Source organism: Pseudomonas sp. RL_105y_Pfl2_101 (assembly GCF_963970585.1).
GTDB lineage: Bacteria > Pseudomonadota > Gammaproteobacteria > Pseudomonadales > Pseudomonadaceae > Aquipseudomonas.
This window is the reverse complement of record NZ_CAXAPG010000013.1, coordinates 25,867-42,691: the sequence shown is the minus strand read 5'-3', so window position 1 is coordinate 42,691 and position 16,825 is coordinate 25,867. Positions and strand designations below refer to the sequence as shown.

Below are 16,825 nucleotides of genomic sequence, written 5' to 3'. Positions count from 1 at the left end.
CAAGCGAAAGCAAAAGATCAGGATCAAAAGATCGCAGCCTTCGGCAGCTCCTACGCAACCGGACACAGGACGCTCATGACCCTCAAGCAAATCCGTGCCTTCCTCACCGTGGCCCAGAGCCTGAGCTTTGCCGTGGCTTGCGAGCGGCTGCACCTGTCCCAGTCGGCCCTGAGCTTGACCATCAAGGCCCTGGAAGAAGGGCTCGGTGGCCGTCTGTTCAGTCGCAACACTCGTAACGTGGCGTTGACCCCCGAAGGTGAGTCGTTGCTGCCATTGGCCCGCCGGCTGGTGGCCGACTGGGACAATGCCGAGGACGAAATGCGCCAGCGCTTCACCTTGCAGCGTGGCCGCGTGACGTTGGCGGCGATGCCGTCATTTGCCGGCAACCTGCTGCCGCCGATCCTCAAGACCTTCCGTGCCCGCTATCCGAATGTCAACGTCACGGTCAACGACGTGATCAACGAACAGGTGCTTGAGATGGTGCGTGATCGGCATGTCGAATTGGGCGTGGCGTTCGAGCCGATGCGCGGTTCGTCATTGGCGTTCACACCCTTGTATCTCGATCGCTTCGTCGCGGTAGTGCCGCTGGACTCACCGCTTGCCCAGCGCGACGAAATCCACTGGGAAAACCTGCTGGAACAGCCCTTCATCACGCTGCAACGGCCATCCACGGTACGGGTGATGCTGGAAGAGCATCTGCAGGCCCGGGGCATGAAACTGCCTGTGGAGTTCGAGAGCCACCAGTTGGCGACCGTTGGGCGAATGGTTGCCAGCGGGCTGGGGGTGAGTGCCGTGCCGGCGCTGTGTGTCGGGCAGATGCATGAACTGGGTGCCCGCTGCATCACCTTGCGCGATCCGGTGATCGAACGGGCCGTCGGCGTGCTGACCAAGCCGGGGCATGAACTGTCGGCGGCGGCGCAGGCGTTGTTCGATACGCTCAGGGATCAGGATTTGGCCGTGCGTTAACCACCGTCCCCTTGTGGGAGCGAGCCTGCTCGCGATGCGGTGGCATATTCAATATAGATGTCAGCTGAACCACCGCTATCGCGAGCAGGCTCGCTCCCACAGGGGAGAGTGGTAGTGTGGTTAGAACGGGTGTTGTGTCAGCAACGGCAGTAATTGTTCACACGGCTCTTCCAGCTTGAGGTCCAGCAGCTCATCGGCCCGGGTCTTGCCCCGGTTGATCGCCAGCAGCGGCTTGCCCTGGTCCTTGATGGCCCGGCACAGGCGAAACGCCGAATACGCCATCAGCGACGAGCCCACCACCAGCAGACCGTCTGCCCGCTCGACGGCTTGCAGGGCGCGGGTCGCGGTGGGGGGGGCGACGTTCTCGCCGAAAAACACCACATCAGGTTTCAACCGCTCGCCGTCGCAGTGACGGCAGCGGGGTACCTGGAAGCGCGCCTCGAAGGCCGGGTCGAGCAGAGTGTCGCCATCGGGCGCTTGTGCCGCATCAACACCAGCCAGGTAAGGGTTTTCGGTTTCCATCAACTGCTGAATCTGCTGTCGTTCGCTGCGCTGGCCGCAATCCAGGCACAGCACGCGATGCAGGCTGCCGTGCAGTTCGATAACGTCCTGGCTGCCGGCCTGGTCATGCAGCGTGTCGACATTCTGGGTGATCAGGCCGGTGATGCGTTGCCGTGCCTGCAACGTGGCCAAGGCCTCATGAGCCGCGTTCGGCCTGGCCTGCCGCACGCGTGGCCAGCCCAACATCGCCCGCGCCCAATAGCGCCGTCGTGCCTCGGCCTGGGCGAGGAACTCCTGGTACATCATCGGCTGTCGACCCCGGCGTACACCGTCGCTGTCGCGGTAGTCGGGGATGCCCGAAGGGGTGCTGATGCCGGCCCCCGTGAGCACCAGGAAACGGCGTCCGGCCATGTACGCCTGCAACTGATCGAGCGGCTCGCGGTGGAAGTCGTCCGGCATGGGTGTTTCTCCGTGTGGATTCGTTGAGGGTAGCACCGTCGGGAACGGGGCCTGCGTCACGCCTTTCGTCGCCCAGTGACGCTGTGCGGCAAACTTTCCTTGTAGGTGGGGCCTCCACACTTATATGCGAAAGAGCAACCGGGTTGTTTCGGTCGCTCTGAACCTGTCGCAGAGGAGGCGTATGAAGCAGACCATCGGTGAAGTACGGGCCATCAATCGACAGAGCGCAATGGTGGGTGTGTACGTGGCACAGGAGCACGGCCATACCGTGCTAGCCCTGCGTTCGGCCAATGACATCGATATTGGCGACATCCTGAAGTGGGAAAGCGGCACGGCCTTGGGCACTCAGTCCTATCACAACCAGACCAAGGGCTGGACCGCCGATGTGTATGTGGCAAACCACGGTGTGGCGACGGCCAACCTTGAGGTCCAGTTGCTGGTGGGCTCTTCCTGACGGCGCCTTCGAGACCGCTGCAATGGGCTGGCGTCGTTACCTGGCTTTTCCCGCAGGATTTTTCGCTGGATGAGGTTTCAGGGTTCAGGGCTGCTCATCAGTCACTGTCTGTTCAATAGCCGGTTGCAATAAAGGCCGAGGCGGCGGGGATATGAATAACGACATTGACCACTCGTCGCCGTTGCAGGTTTCTCTTAAAACCTTGGTGGCGTCATGTTTTCCGAATAAGGCGAGTCAGCAAGGTTCGTTGATATCAACTAAACGAGGTGAATGAAATGGCTAACACAGGAAATAACAATCCCGGCAATTTCGCTAACGATCGTGAAAAGGCATCGGCAGCCGGGAAAAAGGGTGGCCATGCATCAGGTGGTAACTTCGCCAATAATCCTGAGCGTGCATCCGAGGCCGGGCGCAAGGGAGGGCAGGCATCGGGTGGTAATTTTGCCAACGACCCTGGGCGTGCCGCAGAGGCCGGGCGCAAAGGCGGACAGGCCTCGGGCGGTAATTTTGCCAATGACCCTGGGCGGGCTTCGGAAGCCGGCCGCAAAGGTGGCCAGGCGTCGGGCGGCAACTTTGCCAACGACCGGGAGAAAGCCTCCGCAGCGGGTAGAAAAGGCGGTGAGAACAGCCGCGCCGGCGGCCGTGATACATAATGCCCGGTGACATGGCGAGCCTCCTGTCCATGGCATGGGGGCCCATTGGTTTATGTAACTGTTTTGCCGCGCTTGAACGAGTGTCAGGTTCACAGTCCTTTCGCTCTATTCATTGAGAGATGTTCGCTAGTTGTTGAGTCAATTAGCGTTCGTCTCGTTTATTGAATAGAAAATAGATCCTATTACTTCTTCTGGTGTTTGTGGGGCTGTCAGCGGCAGCGTCCTCATGACCTGTATTTTGATTGATAGGGTTAATCAGGTTCGAAAGCGCAGGCAACGTGCAATCCTCTACGGGCGCCGACTTGGGTTCGGGGATGCAAGGTGACAAACTGTAAAAAACGGCGAAGCGGCAACTCTTTACCTGATATCCGTCTGATCGTTTCCGGAACGATCAGCCATACCACGGCCAAGACCAATAAGGACATTCGATGGACCAACCCACCTCCCGGATCCGATCCCCCTGGCGCACCTGGCTCAACCCCGTGCAAGACAACCTGTTGCTGGGGGTAACCTTCTGGCTCGGGCTGGCGGTGGTGACTGCATTGCTGCTCTACAGCGGCTACAACGCCCTGGTCGGTGCCGACCGTCAGAACCTGGGCTATGCGGTGTTGGGCGGTGCCTCGGGCTTTGCCGCCACCGCCCTGGGGGCGTTGATGGCGGTGGTGCTGCGCGATATTGCCTCGCGTACCCAGGACATCATGCTCGGTTTTGCCGCCGGTATGATGCTTGCCGCCAGTTCGTTCTCATTGATCCTGCCGGGCATCGAAGCGGCACAGGTCATCTGTGGCAATCAGTTGCTCGCCGCGTTTGTCGTCGTGGTGGGCCTGGGCTTGGGCGTCGCCCTGATGATCGGCTTGGACCGTTTCGTGCCGCACGAGCACGAACTCAGTGGCCGGCGTGGGCCCCAGGCCGAGCGCATCAATCGTGTCTGGCTGTTCGTGCTTGCCATCACCTTGCACAATTTGCCGGAGGGCATGGCCATCGGCGTCAGTTTTGCCGACGGTGACTTCAAGGTCGGCCTGCCCCTGACCACCGCCATCGCCATCCAGGACATCCCTGAAGGCCTGGCCATTGCCATGGCGCTGCGAGTCACCGGTATCAGCGCCTTGCGTGCCGCGCTTATCGCGGTTGGCTCGGGGTTGATGGAACCACTGGGTGCGATGATCGGCCTGGGCATGTCGTCGGGCGTCGCCGTCGCGTACCCCATCAGCCTGGGGTTGGCGGCGGGGGCGATGATCTTCGTGGTGTCCCACGAGGTGATCCCCGAGACCCATCGCAATGGCCATGAAACCCCGGCCACCCTGGGGTTGATGATGGGGTTTGCGGTGATGATGTTTCTCGACACGGCGTTGGGTTGAAGGCTTGTCAAATACCTGTTGGATTAGATCCTGTGGGAGCTCCCACATTGGTTTGGTGTTTAGGCCAGGTCTCCCGTAACTCGCGACCTATACTCAACTCCGTGGGTGACCTGAATCCGGGGTGGCGCGATCGTGCTGCGTTCGCTGGTGTTGGCCGTTGTGCTCGTTCTGGCGGGGTGCGCCACGTCACAGCGCGCTCAACAGGCTGCCACGGTGACGATTGACCAGGCCATTTGGCGACAGGTGGACCAGCAGATCATCGCCGCATCGAAAAGCGCTATCGGACAGGCCGGACTCTACGCCCACGGGTCGATGGAACATTGGCGTGTGTTGGTCTATGAACGCACCGAGGCTGAGTTCATTCCCTGGTTCAGCAGTTATTGGACCCAGGAATGGCTGGCGGTGAAGGTCAGCTGGTATGCCGCCAGTGCCAAGGCTGAGGAGGATTCCCCAGCCCGGCGCCTGGCGGTTTACCTGCAAGAACAGTATCGCGAGCAGGTACTGGAGCCGGTGGCAGTGGAAATTGATCCCGAGGCGATCAGGGCGGCGGCGACGGACTACTACATACGCCAGCTCAATCAGCAGGTCCAGGTCATCGCCCTGCGGCATCGAATCCCGAACGATCTGATGAACCGGCGCCTGCACGGCATTGCTGCCATCAACCTGGGGCCGCCAGCGGCGCGTAACGCTTCGTTGTACGAGATGATCCACACCGAACCGCTGAACACACTGCCGGCTTATGCGGCCCTGATCGATCATGTCAACAAGGCTGCTGCCACAGGTGCCGGGCCCTCAGAGGCGGTGATCGCAACGGTGGCGCAACGCACCAGCGAAAAAATCGAGGCGCAATTTGCCACGCGTGGGGCGACCGGTGCGGCGGCGGCCTTGGCTGGGAAGGCGGCCGGAGCGTTGATTTCGGTGGGCGTGGCCGGTATTCGCGCGATCATCCACGAGGGCGAGCGGCCCGAAATGGAGGCGCAGATCCGCAAAAGCCTGAGCGCAGCGTTCGATGAGGCGTGGTTCAAGTCGCTCAAGCACCCCCTCAGCGGGGTGATGGCACCGATGTACTACCTGGACGAGGAAATAGAAGGCAACCTGGTGGAGGCGGACCTGGCCAATCGAGCGGTGGCATTGCCGGACATCAAGCCGTGACGGGCTGGCTCATTCTGATCCGAGGGTGATACGACAACCCTTGCGATGGCGGATCTGCTCGTTCGATGGGCGTTCCTTGATGAACTCGAAGCGCGGCTCGCCTTCGCTGTAGATCACCAGCCAGCCCCATTCGAGCTCGCTTTCATCCTGCCCAGGCTTGGGTGGTGAGGCCCACCAGGGTTCTTTTTGCATGATCTGGCGCATCGTCTACTCCTGCCGATTGATCCTTTGAACTATAGACCGCCCGATTTAATGACAGGCGCCAGTGAAAACGCTCGCTTCCTGTGGGAGCAAGGCTTGCCCGCGAAGCAGGCGACTCGGCTCCAGATAGACCGTGTGATCTTCATCGCGGGCAAGCCTTGCTCCCACAAAGTCTGCTCCCACAGCACCCTCGCCACAGGGTTGTGCGCCTGAAGCTTGATAATCAGTGTGCTCTGACCCCGCCCAACAGCGTCTAGCGTCTGTATCCCCGCACTCGAACGGGGAATGACTGGACCCCGCGCATATGCAAGCACTGTTGAACGAGATCCTCGATGCGGTTCGCCCCCTGATTGGTCAGGGCAAGGTGGCCGACTACATTCCGGCCCTGGGCACTGTGGCGCCCAACCAGTTGGGTATTGCCGTGTATGGCAACGACGGCGAGTTGTATTGCGCCGGCGACGCCGAAACAGCGTTTTCGGTGCAGAGTATTTCCAAGGTGTTCAGCCTGGTGCAGGCCATCGGGCATTCTGGCGAAGTGATTTGGGAGCGCCTGGGCCATGAGCCGTCCGGCCAACCGTTCAATTCCCTGGTGCAACTGGAATTCGAACGTGGTCGACCACGCAATCCGTTCATCAATGCCGGCGCGTTGGTGATCTGCGATATCAACCAATCGCGTTTCGCCGCACCGGCCTTGTCGATGCGCGATTTCGTACGCCGTCTGTCGGGTAACCCACAGGTAATGGTGGACGGCAAGGTTGCCGAATCGGAATACCAGCACCGCGCCCGCAACGCGGCGATGGCGTACCTGATGCAATCGTTCGGCAATTTCCATAACGATGTGGAAGCGGTACTGCGCAGTTATTTCAGCCACTGCGCCCTGCGGATGAGCTGTGTCGACCTGGCGCGGGCGTTCTGCTTCCTGGCCAATGACGGGTTCTGCAAGCACAGCGGCGAACAGATCCTCACCGCCCGGCAAACCCAGCAGGTTAACTCCATCATGGCCACCAGCGGCTTGTACGATGAGGCTGGCAATTTCGCTTATCGCGTCGGCCTGCCGGGCAAGAGTGGTGTCGGTGGGGGGATTGTCGCCGTGGTGCCGGGGCGCTTCACGGTGTGCGTCTGGTCGCCTGAACTCAACGTCGCCGGCAACTCACTGGCCGGCATGGCAGCGCTGGAACTGATGAGCCAGCGGATCGGCTGGTCGGTGTTCTAGGGGCTTGTCTCACAAACAAAAAGGGCCCGCTCCTGATTCAGGCGTGGACCCTTTTGTTTAGGACGTATCAGCAGAGGCGGTCGATGACCCTAACCTCAGAAGTGTTCTGCATCGACTGCCAGGCCTGGGTCAGCGTTTGCAACACGCGACCGATGAAGTCTTTGTCGGCCGCGGCCTTCTTGCCAACGTAGCCCTGGCCACGGCGGTACATCTTCAACCGGGCACCCAGCTCTTGCGTGTTCTTTTCGAACTCGTCTTCGCGGGTGTAGGGCGACAGGCAGTCCATGTGCACCTGGCCAGTCTTGCTGATCCACAGGATATGGCTGTCGAGAGTGTCCTTGTGTGCGGCGAATATGCGAGCCAGTTCATCAATAGATGGTTGATTATTCAGATTCATGTGTAAGCCCCTTGACCATTTGGTTGATCTGTCTGGTGGTTCGCAAAAACTTCGCTACTCGGTAAGTACCTGCCCAGTGCCTGCATGGCTGGCACCGAAACCAAGCCGTCAGCGCTCATCCGTCGAACTTCGACGGGGTCGTGCATCGGTTGTGTAGTGTTATCGAAGGGCTGCTACGCAAAAGCGTTACAACGACGAGAAACAGCGAAGAATCTTCAGGCAGTGTCAACTTTCGAGGGTTGAGCCACGCGCGTCATGAGGATCTTCGCCGACGTTTCTCGTCCTTGTTACCGGACGGTCAGGCCAGGTCAGCACCTTCAATCTGCCTTGTGGGCAGTCCCTTATCCAAAAAAACAGCTCGGCGGTCAGACGAGCTTGCTCAAACAGTTGCTTGTGCTCCCGATCGGGGAGACGTCTGCATCATGCAAGGGCAAATCGGAGGCGTCAACGATTTTGTAGTGATTATTTTTGGTCGCTACATGTTGTCGGACAAAACGGTTTGGGTATGAGAAATCGTCGAAGGCGCGCACAGGGCAGTCTCTGCGGCGAGGGGACTTATCTGTGGGAGCAAGGCTTGCCCGCGGCAGGCGACTCGGTTCCGGATAGACCGTGTGACCTTTATCGCGGGCAAGCCTTGCTCCCACAGATCCTCGTGCCACAGGTTCCATGTTATCGGTGAGCCGCTGTTCAGGTGGCCTTGGCCTTGCTTGCCTTGCGCGGTGCACCGCCAGTCTTGCGCTTGGCCGGCTTGCGTTTGTTTTTCCACGGCGTTGCGCCGCGCCCGGCGGGGCTGGCCGGGCCGCTGATGGTCAGGCTCATGCCCTGGCAGCGGGCGACGTGCTTGCTCATCCAGGCGGCTTGCCGGGTCACGAATTCTTCCAGGCTCATTTCCCCGCTTTGCACCATGTCCAGCGCTTGCTCCCAGATTGCGGTGGTGCCCGGGTCGGCGATGGCTCGGGGCACGGCGTCGATCAGGCTGAAGGCCGCAGGGGTAGCGGACAGGGCCTTGCCGTTTTTCACCAGGTAACCGCGGTCGAGCAGCCCCTGGATGATCGAGGCCCGGGTCGCTTCGGTGCCAATGCCGGTGGTGTCCTTGAGCTTTTGCTTGAGCAGCGGATCTTCTACCAGTTTGGCGACGTTCTTCATCGCTTTGATCAGGTCGCCTTCAGTGAACGGCTTGGGCGGTTGGGTCCACAGGTCCTTGGGGGTCACCTTGTCCACGCCGCAATCGCGGCCTTCGCTCAGTGCCGGCAGGGTCTGCGGCGTCGGTGCTTCACGACCCCTTGCCGGTGCCAGCGCTTCGGGCAGGGCGCGTTTCCAGCCGGGTTCGACGATCTGCTTGCCCACGGCACGCAGCGCCTGGCCGGCACAGTCGAAGTCGGCCTGGGTCCGGTCGTATTCGTGGTTAGGCAGGAACTGCGCCAGGTACCGCGCGCGAATCAGCGTATAGACCGCGCGCTGCTTGCTGGCGAGTTTGTCGAGGTTCCTGGCGGCGGCGGTGGGAATGATGCCGTGGTGGGCGCTGACCTTGGCGTCGTTCCAGGCCCGGGACTTGCGTTGCGGTTGCAGGTGCTCGCGCAGCGGTGCAAGGCTTGGGTCGGCCTGGGCGAGGGCGGCCAGGATGGCTGGTGCTTCGCTGTGCTGGCTCAAGGGCAGGAAACCGCAATCGCTGCGAGGGTAGGTGATGAGCTTGTAGGTTTCGTAGAGCGACTGGGCGATGTCCAGGGTTTCCTGGGCGCCGAGGCCGAGTTTCTTCGAACAGACTTCCTGCAGTGTGCCCAGGTCGAAGGGTAACGGTGCCGCGTCGCGCAGACGTTCGGTGCGCACTTTCAACGTCCGAGCGGTGGCGGCGTTGCCCATGGCTTGGGCGGCGTCCCGGGCCAGGGCCTGGTTCAGGCAGCGTTCCTGGTCGTCGCAGGCGTCCGGATCGGCGCGCCACTGGGCGGTGAACGCCGTGCCTTCGTGGCTTAGCTGCACGTCGATGGCCCAATAGGCGACCGGCACGAAGTTGGCGATGCTGCGGTCGCGGTCCACCACTAGGCGCAGCGTCGGTGTCTGCACGCGGCCCACCGGCAACACGCCCTGGTAGCCGGACTGGCGCCCCAGCAGGGTGAACAGGCGACTCATGTTCATGCCGATCAGCCAGTCGGCCCGGGAACGGCCCAGGGCCGAGTGATACAGGTTGAAGGTTTCGGCCCCCGGCTTGAGGGCGGCCAAGGCCTTGCGGATCGATGCTTCGTCCAGGGCCGAGAGCCACAGCCGCCGGATCGGCCCGCGATAACGGCAATGTTCCACCAGTTCCCGGGCAATCATTTCGCCTTCGCGGTCGGCGTCGGTGGCGATCACCAATTCCTTCGCTTCCCCCAGCAGGCGCTTGACCGCCTTGTACTGGCTGGCGGTTTTCGGCTTGACGGTCATTTTCCATTGCGCCGGCACGATGGGCAGGTCGGCCAGGACCCAGCGTTTGTAGCGCGCGTCGTAGGCGTCGGGCGGGGCGGTTTCCAGCAGATGGCCGATGCACCAGGTGACCGTGATACCAGGGCCAAGCCAGCACCCGTCACCACGGCGCGTGGCACCGAGCACGGCGGCGATGTCCTTGGCCTGGGACGGTTTTTCACACAGGTACAGCTGCATAGCGCCCTTTTCCTGAGCAGATTCTCATGGGGTTGTAGCATGGTCATGGATGCGCGCCAGGGCAAGTTTTATCTGTATGGATATACAGATAAAAGCGTTGCGCTGCGTTGCCAAGAGGGCTCTGGCATGACATTCGGCGGCCTGTTGGCACACAGAGTGAATTTCTCGCAGGGGGATTGCTCATAACTTCAAGGCGGTTGTTGCCGCAAAGAAGGTTTTATGAGGTCAAGGAGAGTCACTTTCATGAATTCGATGCCAAATGGCAACGGCCAGGCGACTACGCGTTTGATTCTCGTTGTGGAAGATGATCCAACCATCCTGGAGTTTCTCTGCGAAATCCTCGAGGACGAAGGGTTTGTCGTGGAGCCTCGGGAAAGTGCCGACGCGGCGTTGACGTTTCTTGAAGAGAGCGCCCATTACGTCGACCTGTTGCTCACCGATATCACTATGCCCGGCAAGATCGATGGCGCGGACCTGGCCAACCTGACCGGAGATCGCTGGCCGCAGATACCACTGCTGATCATGTCCGGCTTCGAGACGCCGGAAAGTGCTGGAATCAAGCACCACGCTTCGTTCATCGCCAAACCTTGGGCGCTAGGACAGATGCTGGACCTGGTGGAAAGCACGGTGAAAGGTCACCAGGCCCACTGAGGGTTTGATCTGAGCAACCTGATGCCCGCGGGGCTCTGGGCTCTGGGTTCTGTAGGCGCTCTGTAGGCGCTGGCGAAGCCTGCGATCTTTTGATCTTTCACTTGGGATTCAAGTGTCTGGGGGAAGATCGCAGCCTCGTTGCACTCGACAGCTCCTACCAGCTGCTACGTAGATGCTACGTAGATGCTACGTCGCTTTACGGGCTTGGTCCGGCGGGAGCAAGCGCCAACCTCAGTTTTTATCCAGGTCCACGTTCCGGGTTTCCCGCAGGCAGATCATGCCCACCACCAGGCTTACTCCGGTGATCAGCACCGGGTACCACAGCCCATAGAAAATATCCCCGGTGTAGACCACCAGGGCAAACGACACGGTGGGCAGGAAGCCGCCGAACCAACCGTTGCCGATGTGGTAGGGCAGGGACATGGAGGTGTAGCGGATGCGGGTCGGGAACAGTTCGACCATCAACGCCGCCAGCGGTCCGTAGCACATCGCCGAGATGATGATCAGCGCCACGATCAAGGCCACGATCATTGGTCGGTTGATCTGCTGGGTGTCGGCCTGTTGTGGGTAGCCTGCCAGGGTTACGGCGCCGCGCAGGGCGGCTTCGTCGTAGCCAGCGATTTTCACGTCACCGATGTTGACCTGCACGGAACTGCCAGCCGGAGCGGCGACGCTGCTGTAGGGCAGGCCTTGTTTGACCAGGAAGGTCTTGACCTTGTCGCAAGGGCTGTCGAAACGCGCCTTGCCCACCGGGTCGAACTGGAAGGTGCAGGTGGCTGGGTCGGCGACCACGGTGATCGGTGCCTGCCGGCTCGCCTGGTCGATGGCCGGGTTGGCGTAGTGGGCCAGGGTCTTGAAGATCGGGAAGTACAGCGCCGTCGCCAGCAGCAGGCCGATCATCAGCACCGGTTTGCGTCCGACCTTGTCCGACAGCCAGCCGAAAAAGATGAAGAACGGTGCGCCGATCACCACACTGACAATCAGCAGGCTGTTGGCCAGGGCCGGGTCCATCTTCAGGAATTGGGTGAGGAAAAACAGCACGTAGAACTGCGCGGCGTAGAAGGTCACCGCTTGCCCGGCGTTGATGCTGAACAGGGCGATCAGCACCACTTTGAGGTTCTCCCATTTGCCGAAGGATTCGCGGATCGGCGCCTTGCAGCATTTGCCTTCTTCTTTCATTTTCAGGAAGGCCGGCGACTCATGCAGGCTCAGGCGAATCCAGGTGGAGATGCCCAGCAGCAGGATCGACAGCAGGAACGGAATGCGCCAGCCCCAGACTTCGAACTGATCACCGGTGAAGTAGCGGCAGCCCAGCACCACCAGTAGCGACAGCAACAGCCCGAGGGTGGCAGTGGACTGAATCCAGCTGGTATGGAAACCGCGCTTGCCCATCGGCGCATGCTCGGCAACGTAGGTTGCTGCGCCACCGTACTCACCGCCCAGGGCCAGGCCCTGGAGCATGCGCAACGCCACCAGGATGATCGGCGCGGCGATGCCGATGCTGGCGTAGTTGGGTAGCAGGCCGACGCAGAACGTCGCCAGGCCCATGAGGATGATGGTCGCCAGGAAGGTGTATTTGCGCCCGATCATGTCCCCCAACCGACCGAACACCAGGGCCCCGAACGGCCGCACGATGAAACCGGCGGCGAACGCCATCAGGGCGAAAATGAACGCGGTGGTGTCGTTGACCCCGGCAAAGAACTGCTTGCTGATCACCGCCGCCAGGGCGCCATAGAGGAAAAAGTCGTACCACTCGAACACCGTCCCCAGGGACGAGGCGAAGATGACTTTCTGGGTTTGCTGGCTGGTGCCGACGCTGCGCGTGGCTTCCAGGGGCTGAACATGCTCGGACATAGCGGTATCCCTCACAGTGATTGTTTTTGTTGTTCCACTGCGACGCCGGGGTGGCGTCTCCTGATTTGATACGTTCCCTTTGCTTAAACACATTCCCCTTGTGGGAGCGGGCTTGCTCGCTCCCACAAGGGGAGGCCTTGTTTTTCAGACCGTGGCCGGCTCCTTTTGGGGGGTGGTGATTCTTGTGTCTGCCTCAAGCATCATCTGCGCCGCCTTCTCGGCAATCATCAGCGTCGGCGAGCAGGTGTTGCCCGAGGTGATGCGCGGCATGATCGAGGCGTCGGCGATGCGTAGGCCCTTGATGCCATGGACACGCAGTTGCGCATCCACCACCGCGTCGCGATCCTGGCCCATGCGGCAAGTGCCGACCGGATGGAAAATCGTCGTGCCAATCCGGGCGGCGGCCTGGTGCAGTTCCTCTTCGGTTTGCAGGCTGGAGCCCGGCAGGTATTCCACCGGTTTGAACGCGCTCAGGGCCGGGGCCGCGACAATGCGTCGGGTCAGGCGGATGGCGTCGGCGGCGACCCGCAAGTCTTCGGGATGGCCCAGGTAATTGGGTTGGATCAGCGGTGCTTCGTGCGGGTCGGCCGAGCGAATATCCACCCGGCCACGGCTTTGCGGACGCAGGTCGCAGACCGACGCGGTAAACGCCGGGAAGCTGTGCAACGGTTCGCCGAAGCGTTCCAGGGACAACGGCTGCACGTGGTATTCGAGGTTGGCCGAGGCCTGTTCCGGACCCGAGCGGGCGAACGCGCCGAGTTGGCTGGGGGCCATGGACAGTGGGCCGCTGCGGTCGTACAGGTAACGCAGGCCCATGCCCATCTTGCCCCACAGGGTGCCGGCGATCTGGTTCAGGGTGCGGGCGTTTTCCAACTGGTAGATCAGCCGCAGTTGCAGGTGGTCCTGCAAGTTGCCGCCGACACCGGGCAGCTCATGCGCCATACCGATGCCCAGGCGTTGCAGCAGGCTGCGCGGGCCGATCCCGGAGCGTTGCAGGATGCCCGGCGAGCCAACGGCGCCGGCACACAGGACGATTTCCTTGCGGGCCTTGAAGGTCATGCCCTTGCCTTGCCAGCGCGCGCTGACGGCGTGGGCGCGGTCGTCACGCAGCAACACGCGGTCGACCTCGACATCGGTCAACACCGTGAGGTTGCTGCGTTGGCGAACCGGTTTGAGAAATGCCTTGGCCGCGTTCCAGCGCACTCCGGCTTTCTGGTTGACCTGGAAGTAGCCGCAGCCTTCATTGTCGCCGCTGTTGAAGTCGTCGACGTTGGGGATGCCGCTCTGCTCGGCGGCGCAGCGGAACGCATCGAGAATTGGCCATGACAGGCGCTGGCGTTCAACGCGCCATTCTCCACTGGCACCGTGGAATTGGGACGCACCGGCAAAGTGATTTTCGCTCTGGCGGAACAGTGGCAGCACGTCTTCCCAGGCCCAGCCAGAATTGCCCTCGGCGGCCCAGCCGTCGTAGTCCGCCGCCTGACCGCGCATGTAGATCATGCCGTTGATGGAGGAGCAACCACCCAGGACTTTGCCGCGGGGATAGCTCAGGGCGCGGCCTTGCAGGCCGGGTTGTGCTTCGGTCTTGAAGCACCAATCGGTGCGCGGGTTGCCGATGCAGAACAGGTAGCCGACCGGGATGTGAATCCACGGATAATTGTCGCGCCCGCCGGCTTCGAGCAGCAGCACCCGGTGTTGCGGGTTGGCCGAAAGCCGATTGGCCAGCAAGCACCCGGCAGGACCGGCGCCCACGATCACGTAATCGTATTCATCGACGACAGGTTGCATTCGCGACCTCTTTTTTGTTTTTGTGGGGTCCATCCTAGTTGTTAGTTTTCGTCAAAAGAATGTTAGTTTTTGCGCAGCGGCTGTGCGTTTATAAACAGTCCATGCCTTCAGGCGCGTTCAAGGATCGCCTCATGTTCGACTGGAATGACCTGCGCTATTTCTTGGAGCTGCAACGCAGCGGGCGTCTGCTGACAGCTGCACGGCGCCTGAATACGACCCACGCCACTGTGGCCCGGCACATCGAGGCCATCGAGAAAAGCCTGGGCACTGCGCTGTTTGTCCAGCATGCCCAGGGCTATGAACTGACCCCGGCCGGCGAGACGCTGCTCAAGCACGCCGAAGCCATGGAGAACGTGGCGTTGCTGGCCCAGGAGGACATCACCCAGTCCAGTGCACCCCTGGGCAAGATCCGCCTGGGGGTGACCGAGGGGCTGGGCATCATGTTCCTCGCCAGCCGCATGGACGGGCTGTTCCAGCGCTATCCAGGGCTGGAAGTGGAATTGGTGGCGGTGCCGCGATTTGTCAGCATCCTCAACCGTGAGGCAGAAATCAGCATTCACCTCGAACGTCCGGCGGCCGACCTGCTGGTCACCCGCAAACTCACCGACTACAGCTTGGCGCTGTACGCCAGCCAGGCCTACCTGGACCGCTCGCCAGCGCTGCGCAGCCGCGAGGACCTGGCCCGCCACGCCTGGATCGGCTATGTCGATGACCTGCTGTTCAGCCAGGAACTGATGTTCCTCAACAGCTTTTGCCGCAACCCCCGTGTGGTGTTCCACAGCACCAGTGTCATCGCCCAGCAACAGGCCGCGCGCTCGGGTCTGGGGATCGCCGTGCTGCCGTGCTACATGGCCAGTGGCGATCCGACGCTGGTGCCGTTGCTGCCGGACGAAACCATCCGCCGCAGCTACTGGATCAGCACCCGCCGCGAACTGCACAAATCCGTACGACTGCGGGTGCTGTGGGATTACGTGGTGCAGCTGTGCGAACGCGAGCAAGGGTTATTACTCCCCTGAGCACGCAATGCCCCTGTGGTCAGCCGCTCTGTGGGAGCAAGGCTTGCCCGCGAAGCAGGCGACTCGGTACCAGATAGACCGTGGGTTCTTCATCGTGGGCAAGCCTTGCTCCCCATCTGAATACGTTCCTGCTGTGAATGCTGTTGGCTAAGCAAACGATGGGCCTGCGGCGAGGGGATTTAGCGAAACGTCGCACCGCCCCGCTGGGCAGCGCAGCAGCCCCGAGCTGCGAACTGACTGGCGGCGCTTGTCAGAAAAACCCAGGAAGAGTACAAATGTACTCCATGACGACTCTCTCTCCCCGCCGTACCGCCATCCTGACGTTCATCCGCGAACGCATCGCCGGTCAGGGCCAGCCTCCCAGCCTCGCTGAAATCAGCGAGGCGTTCGGTTTTGCCTCCCGCAGTGTGGCGCGCAAGCATGTGCTGGCGTTGACCGAAGCCGGCTTTATCGAAGTCAATCCGCACCAGGCCCGGGGTATCCGGTTGTTGAACCAGCCACCACGGCCCGAGCTGCTGGATGTGCCGGTGCTGGGGCGAGTGGCCGCCGGGCTGCCGATCGGCGCCGACGCCGAGGTCCACAGCCGACTGATGCTGGACCCGGCGATTTTTACCAAGGCGCCGGATTACCTGCTGCGGGTCCAGGGCGATTCGATGATCGAGGATGGCATTCTCGACGGTGACCTTGTGGGTGTGCAGCGTACGCCGCAGGCCTCCAACGGCCAGATTGTCGTGGCACGCCTGGACGGTGAAGTCACCATCAAGCGCTTCGAGCGCATTGGCGAGCGGGTGCGTTTGTTGCCGCGCAACCCGGCCTACCAGCCGATCATCGTCGAGGCCGACCAGGACCTGGCGATAGAGGGGGTGTTCTGTGGTTTGGTGAGGCAAGGCTGATGGGCGCTGTCGTTGCGCTGGACACGCTGTTCAACCGCGGCCAGGTCTGGAAGGGTCGGCCTGCGCCGCCAGCCGCCAGCCCGCAACCCACCGGCCATGGGGCACTGGACGCGGCGTTGCCCAGTGGCGGCTGGCCGGAGGCGGCGTTGACGGAACTGCTCATCGCCGAGCCGGGCGTAGGCGAGTTGCAACTGGTGTGGCCGACCCTGGCGCGGCTGTCGGCGGCAGGGGAGCGGATCGTGCTGGTGGCGCCACCGTTCGTGCCCTATCCCCAGGCCTGGCAGAACGCTGGCGTCGACCTGCAACAGTTGTCGGTGATCCGCGCCGATGAGCGCGATGCCCTGTGGGCCACCGAACAATGCCTGCGTTCGGGCAGTTGTGGCGCGGTGCTGTGCTGGCCCCGTCAAGCGGATGACCGGGCATTGCGCCGTTTGCAAGTGGCAGCGGAAACCGGCCAGACCCTGGCGTTCGCCTGGCGCTCGATCCAGGAGGCCATCAACCCGTCGCCGGCGGCGCTGCGCATCGCCATCGATACCCGGCCGGCGCAATTGCGCGTGCTCAAGTGCCGGGGCGGGTTGGCCCGTTCGGCGCCGATTGCCTTTGCCACGCTCGCCCCACAAACCGGGCATTGAGGT

15 protein-coding genes and 2 pseudogenes are annotated in these 16,825 nt (G+C 61.8%); 11 read left to right on the top strand and 6 right to left on the bottom strand.

Translation table 11 applies throughout. The features are described 5' to 3' along the window. The first annotated feature begins 75 nt into the window (after positions 1–75). The gene (locus AACY31_RS15940) at positions 76–966 is read left to right on the top strand and encodes a LysR family transcriptional regulator (protein ID WP_339504757.1); all 891 of its coding nucleotides are present in this window, start codon (positions 76–78) and stop codon (positions 964–966) included. 120 nt (positions 967–1,086) lie between these two features. On the opposite strand, the gene AACY31_RS15935 is transcribed toward AACY31_RS15940, so the two are convergent. Then, positions 1,087–1,926 carry an NAD-dependent protein deacetylase gene (locus tag AACY31_RS15935; RefSeq protein WP_339492016.1) on the bottom strand — a complete coding sequence of 280 codons (840 nt, stop codon included), beginning with the start codon at positions 1,924–1,926 and terminating at the stop codon, positions 1,087–1,089. 181 nt (positions 1,927–2,107) lie between these two features. Here AACY31_RS15935 and AACY31_RS15930 point away from each other — a divergent pair, with 181 nt between their 5' ends. The 5 genes and pseudogenes from AACY31_RS15930 (at position 2,108) to AACY31_RS15905 (ending at position 5,543) form a co-directional block, all read left to right on the top strand. Beyond that, on the top strand, positions 2,108–2,380 hold the full coding sequence (locus AACY31_RS15930; RefSeq protein WP_339480136.1) for a hypothetical protein: 273 nt from the start codon (positions 2,108–2,110) through the stop codon (positions 2,378–2,380). A gap of 275 nt (positions 2,381–2,655) precedes the next feature. Then, positions 2,656–2,886 (top strand): annotated as a pseudogene (locus tag AACY31_RS28945) (general stress protein); the annotation flags it as partial. Further along, positions 2,887–3,033, top strand: a pseudogene (locus AACY31_RS28940) (general stress protein); the annotation flags it as partial. It lies immediately after the preceding pseudogene. Between the two features lie 428 nt (positions 3,034–3,461). Next, entirely contained in the window at positions 3,462–4,391 is a 930-nt protein-coding gene (locus AACY31_RS15910; protein WP_339480137.1) for a ZIP family metal transporter, read from the top strand. 132 nt (positions 4,392–4,523) lie between these two features. Continuing rightward, positions 4,524–5,543, top strand: coding sequence for a hypothetical protein (locus AACY31_RS15905; RefSeq protein WP_339480138.1), 1,020 nt, complete (start codon positions 4,524–4,526; stop codon positions 5,541–5,543). A 9-nt stretch (positions 5,544–5,552) separates the two neighbouring features. Here AACY31_RS15905 and AACY31_RS15900 read toward each other — a convergent pair whose 3' ends face one another. Next, positions 5,553–5,747: a hypothetical protein gene (locus AACY31_RS15900; RefSeq protein ID WP_339480140.1), complete on the bottom strand. Its 195-nt coding sequence runs from the start codon at positions 5,745–5,747 to the stop codon at positions 5,553–5,555. Between the two features lie 301 nt (positions 5,748–6,048). Here AACY31_RS15900 and glsB point away from each other — a divergent pair, with 301 nt between their 5' ends. Continuing rightward, the gene (gene glsB, locus AACY31_RS15895) at positions 6,049–6,957 is read left to right on the top strand and encodes a glutaminase B (RefSeq protein WP_339480142.1); all 909 of its coding nucleotides are present in this window, start codon (positions 6,049–6,051) and stop codon (positions 6,955–6,957) included. Positions 6,958–7,024: 67 nt separating this feature from the next. On the opposite strand, the gene AACY31_RS15890 is transcribed toward glsB, so the two are convergent. Both AACY31_RS15890 and AACY31_RS15885 read right to left on the bottom strand, forming a co-directional pair. Continuing rightward, positions 7,025–7,354, bottom strand: coding sequence for a hypothetical protein (locus tag AACY31_RS15890; protein WP_003200138.1), 330 nt, complete (start codon positions 7,352–7,354; stop codon positions 7,025–7,027). A gap of 687 nt (positions 7,355–8,041) precedes the next feature. Then, entirely contained in the window at positions 8,042–9,988 is a 1,947-nt protein-coding gene (locus AACY31_RS15885; RefSeq protein ID WP_339480144.1) for a DNA topoisomerase III, read from the bottom strand. Positions 9,989–10,231: 243 nt separating this feature from the next. Between AACY31_RS15885 and AACY31_RS15880 the strand changes: the two genes are divergently transcribed. Then, positions 10,232–10,639, top strand: coding sequence for a response regulator (locus tag AACY31_RS15880; protein WP_339504756.1), 408 nt, complete (start codon positions 10,232–10,234; stop codon positions 10,637–10,639). A gap of 231 nt (positions 10,640–10,870) precedes the next feature. Here the strand turns inward: AACY31_RS15880 and AACY31_RS15875 are convergent, their stop codons facing one another. Both AACY31_RS15875 and AACY31_RS15870 read right to left on the bottom strand, forming a co-directional pair. Then, positions 10,871–12,493: an MFS transporter gene (locus AACY31_RS15875; protein ID WP_339480147.1), complete on the bottom strand. Its 1,623-nt coding sequence runs from the start codon at positions 12,491–12,493 to the stop codon at positions 10,871–10,873. A 144-nt stretch (positions 12,494–12,637) separates the two neighbouring features. Then, positions 12,638–14,281, bottom strand: a complete 1,644-nt coding sequence (locus tag AACY31_RS15870) for a GMC family oxidoreductase (RefSeq protein WP_339480150.1) — start codon at positions 14,279–14,281, stop codon at positions 12,638–12,640. Positions 14,282–14,412: 131 nt separating this feature from the next. On the opposite strand from AACY31_RS15870, the gene AACY31_RS15865 reads away from it, so the two are divergent. The 3 genes from AACY31_RS15865 to imuA all read left to right on the top strand — a co-directional run bounded on the left by AACY31_RS15865 (position 14,413) and on the right by imuA (position 16,822). Further along, positions 14,413–15,297: a LysR family transcriptional regulator gene (locus AACY31_RS15865; protein WP_053123328.1), complete on the top strand. Its 885-nt coding sequence runs from the start codon at positions 14,413–14,415 to the stop codon at positions 15,295–15,297. Positions 15,298–15,572: 275 nt separating this feature from the next. Next, the gene (gene lexA, locus AACY31_RS15860) at positions 15,573–16,190 is read left to right on the top strand and encodes a transcriptional repressor LexA (protein ID WP_339480154.1); all 618 of its coding nucleotides are present in this window, start codon (positions 15,573–15,575) and stop codon (positions 16,188–16,190) included. Beyond that, complete coding sequence (imuA, locus tag AACY31_RS15855) at positions 16,190–16,822, top strand: translesion DNA synthesis-associated protein ImuA (protein WP_339480155.1); 633 nt, start codon at positions 16,190–16,192, stop codon at positions 16,820–16,822. Before lexA ends, imuA begins: the two co-directional genes overlap by 1 nt. The last annotated feature ends 3 nt before the right edge of the window (positions 16,823–16,825 follow it).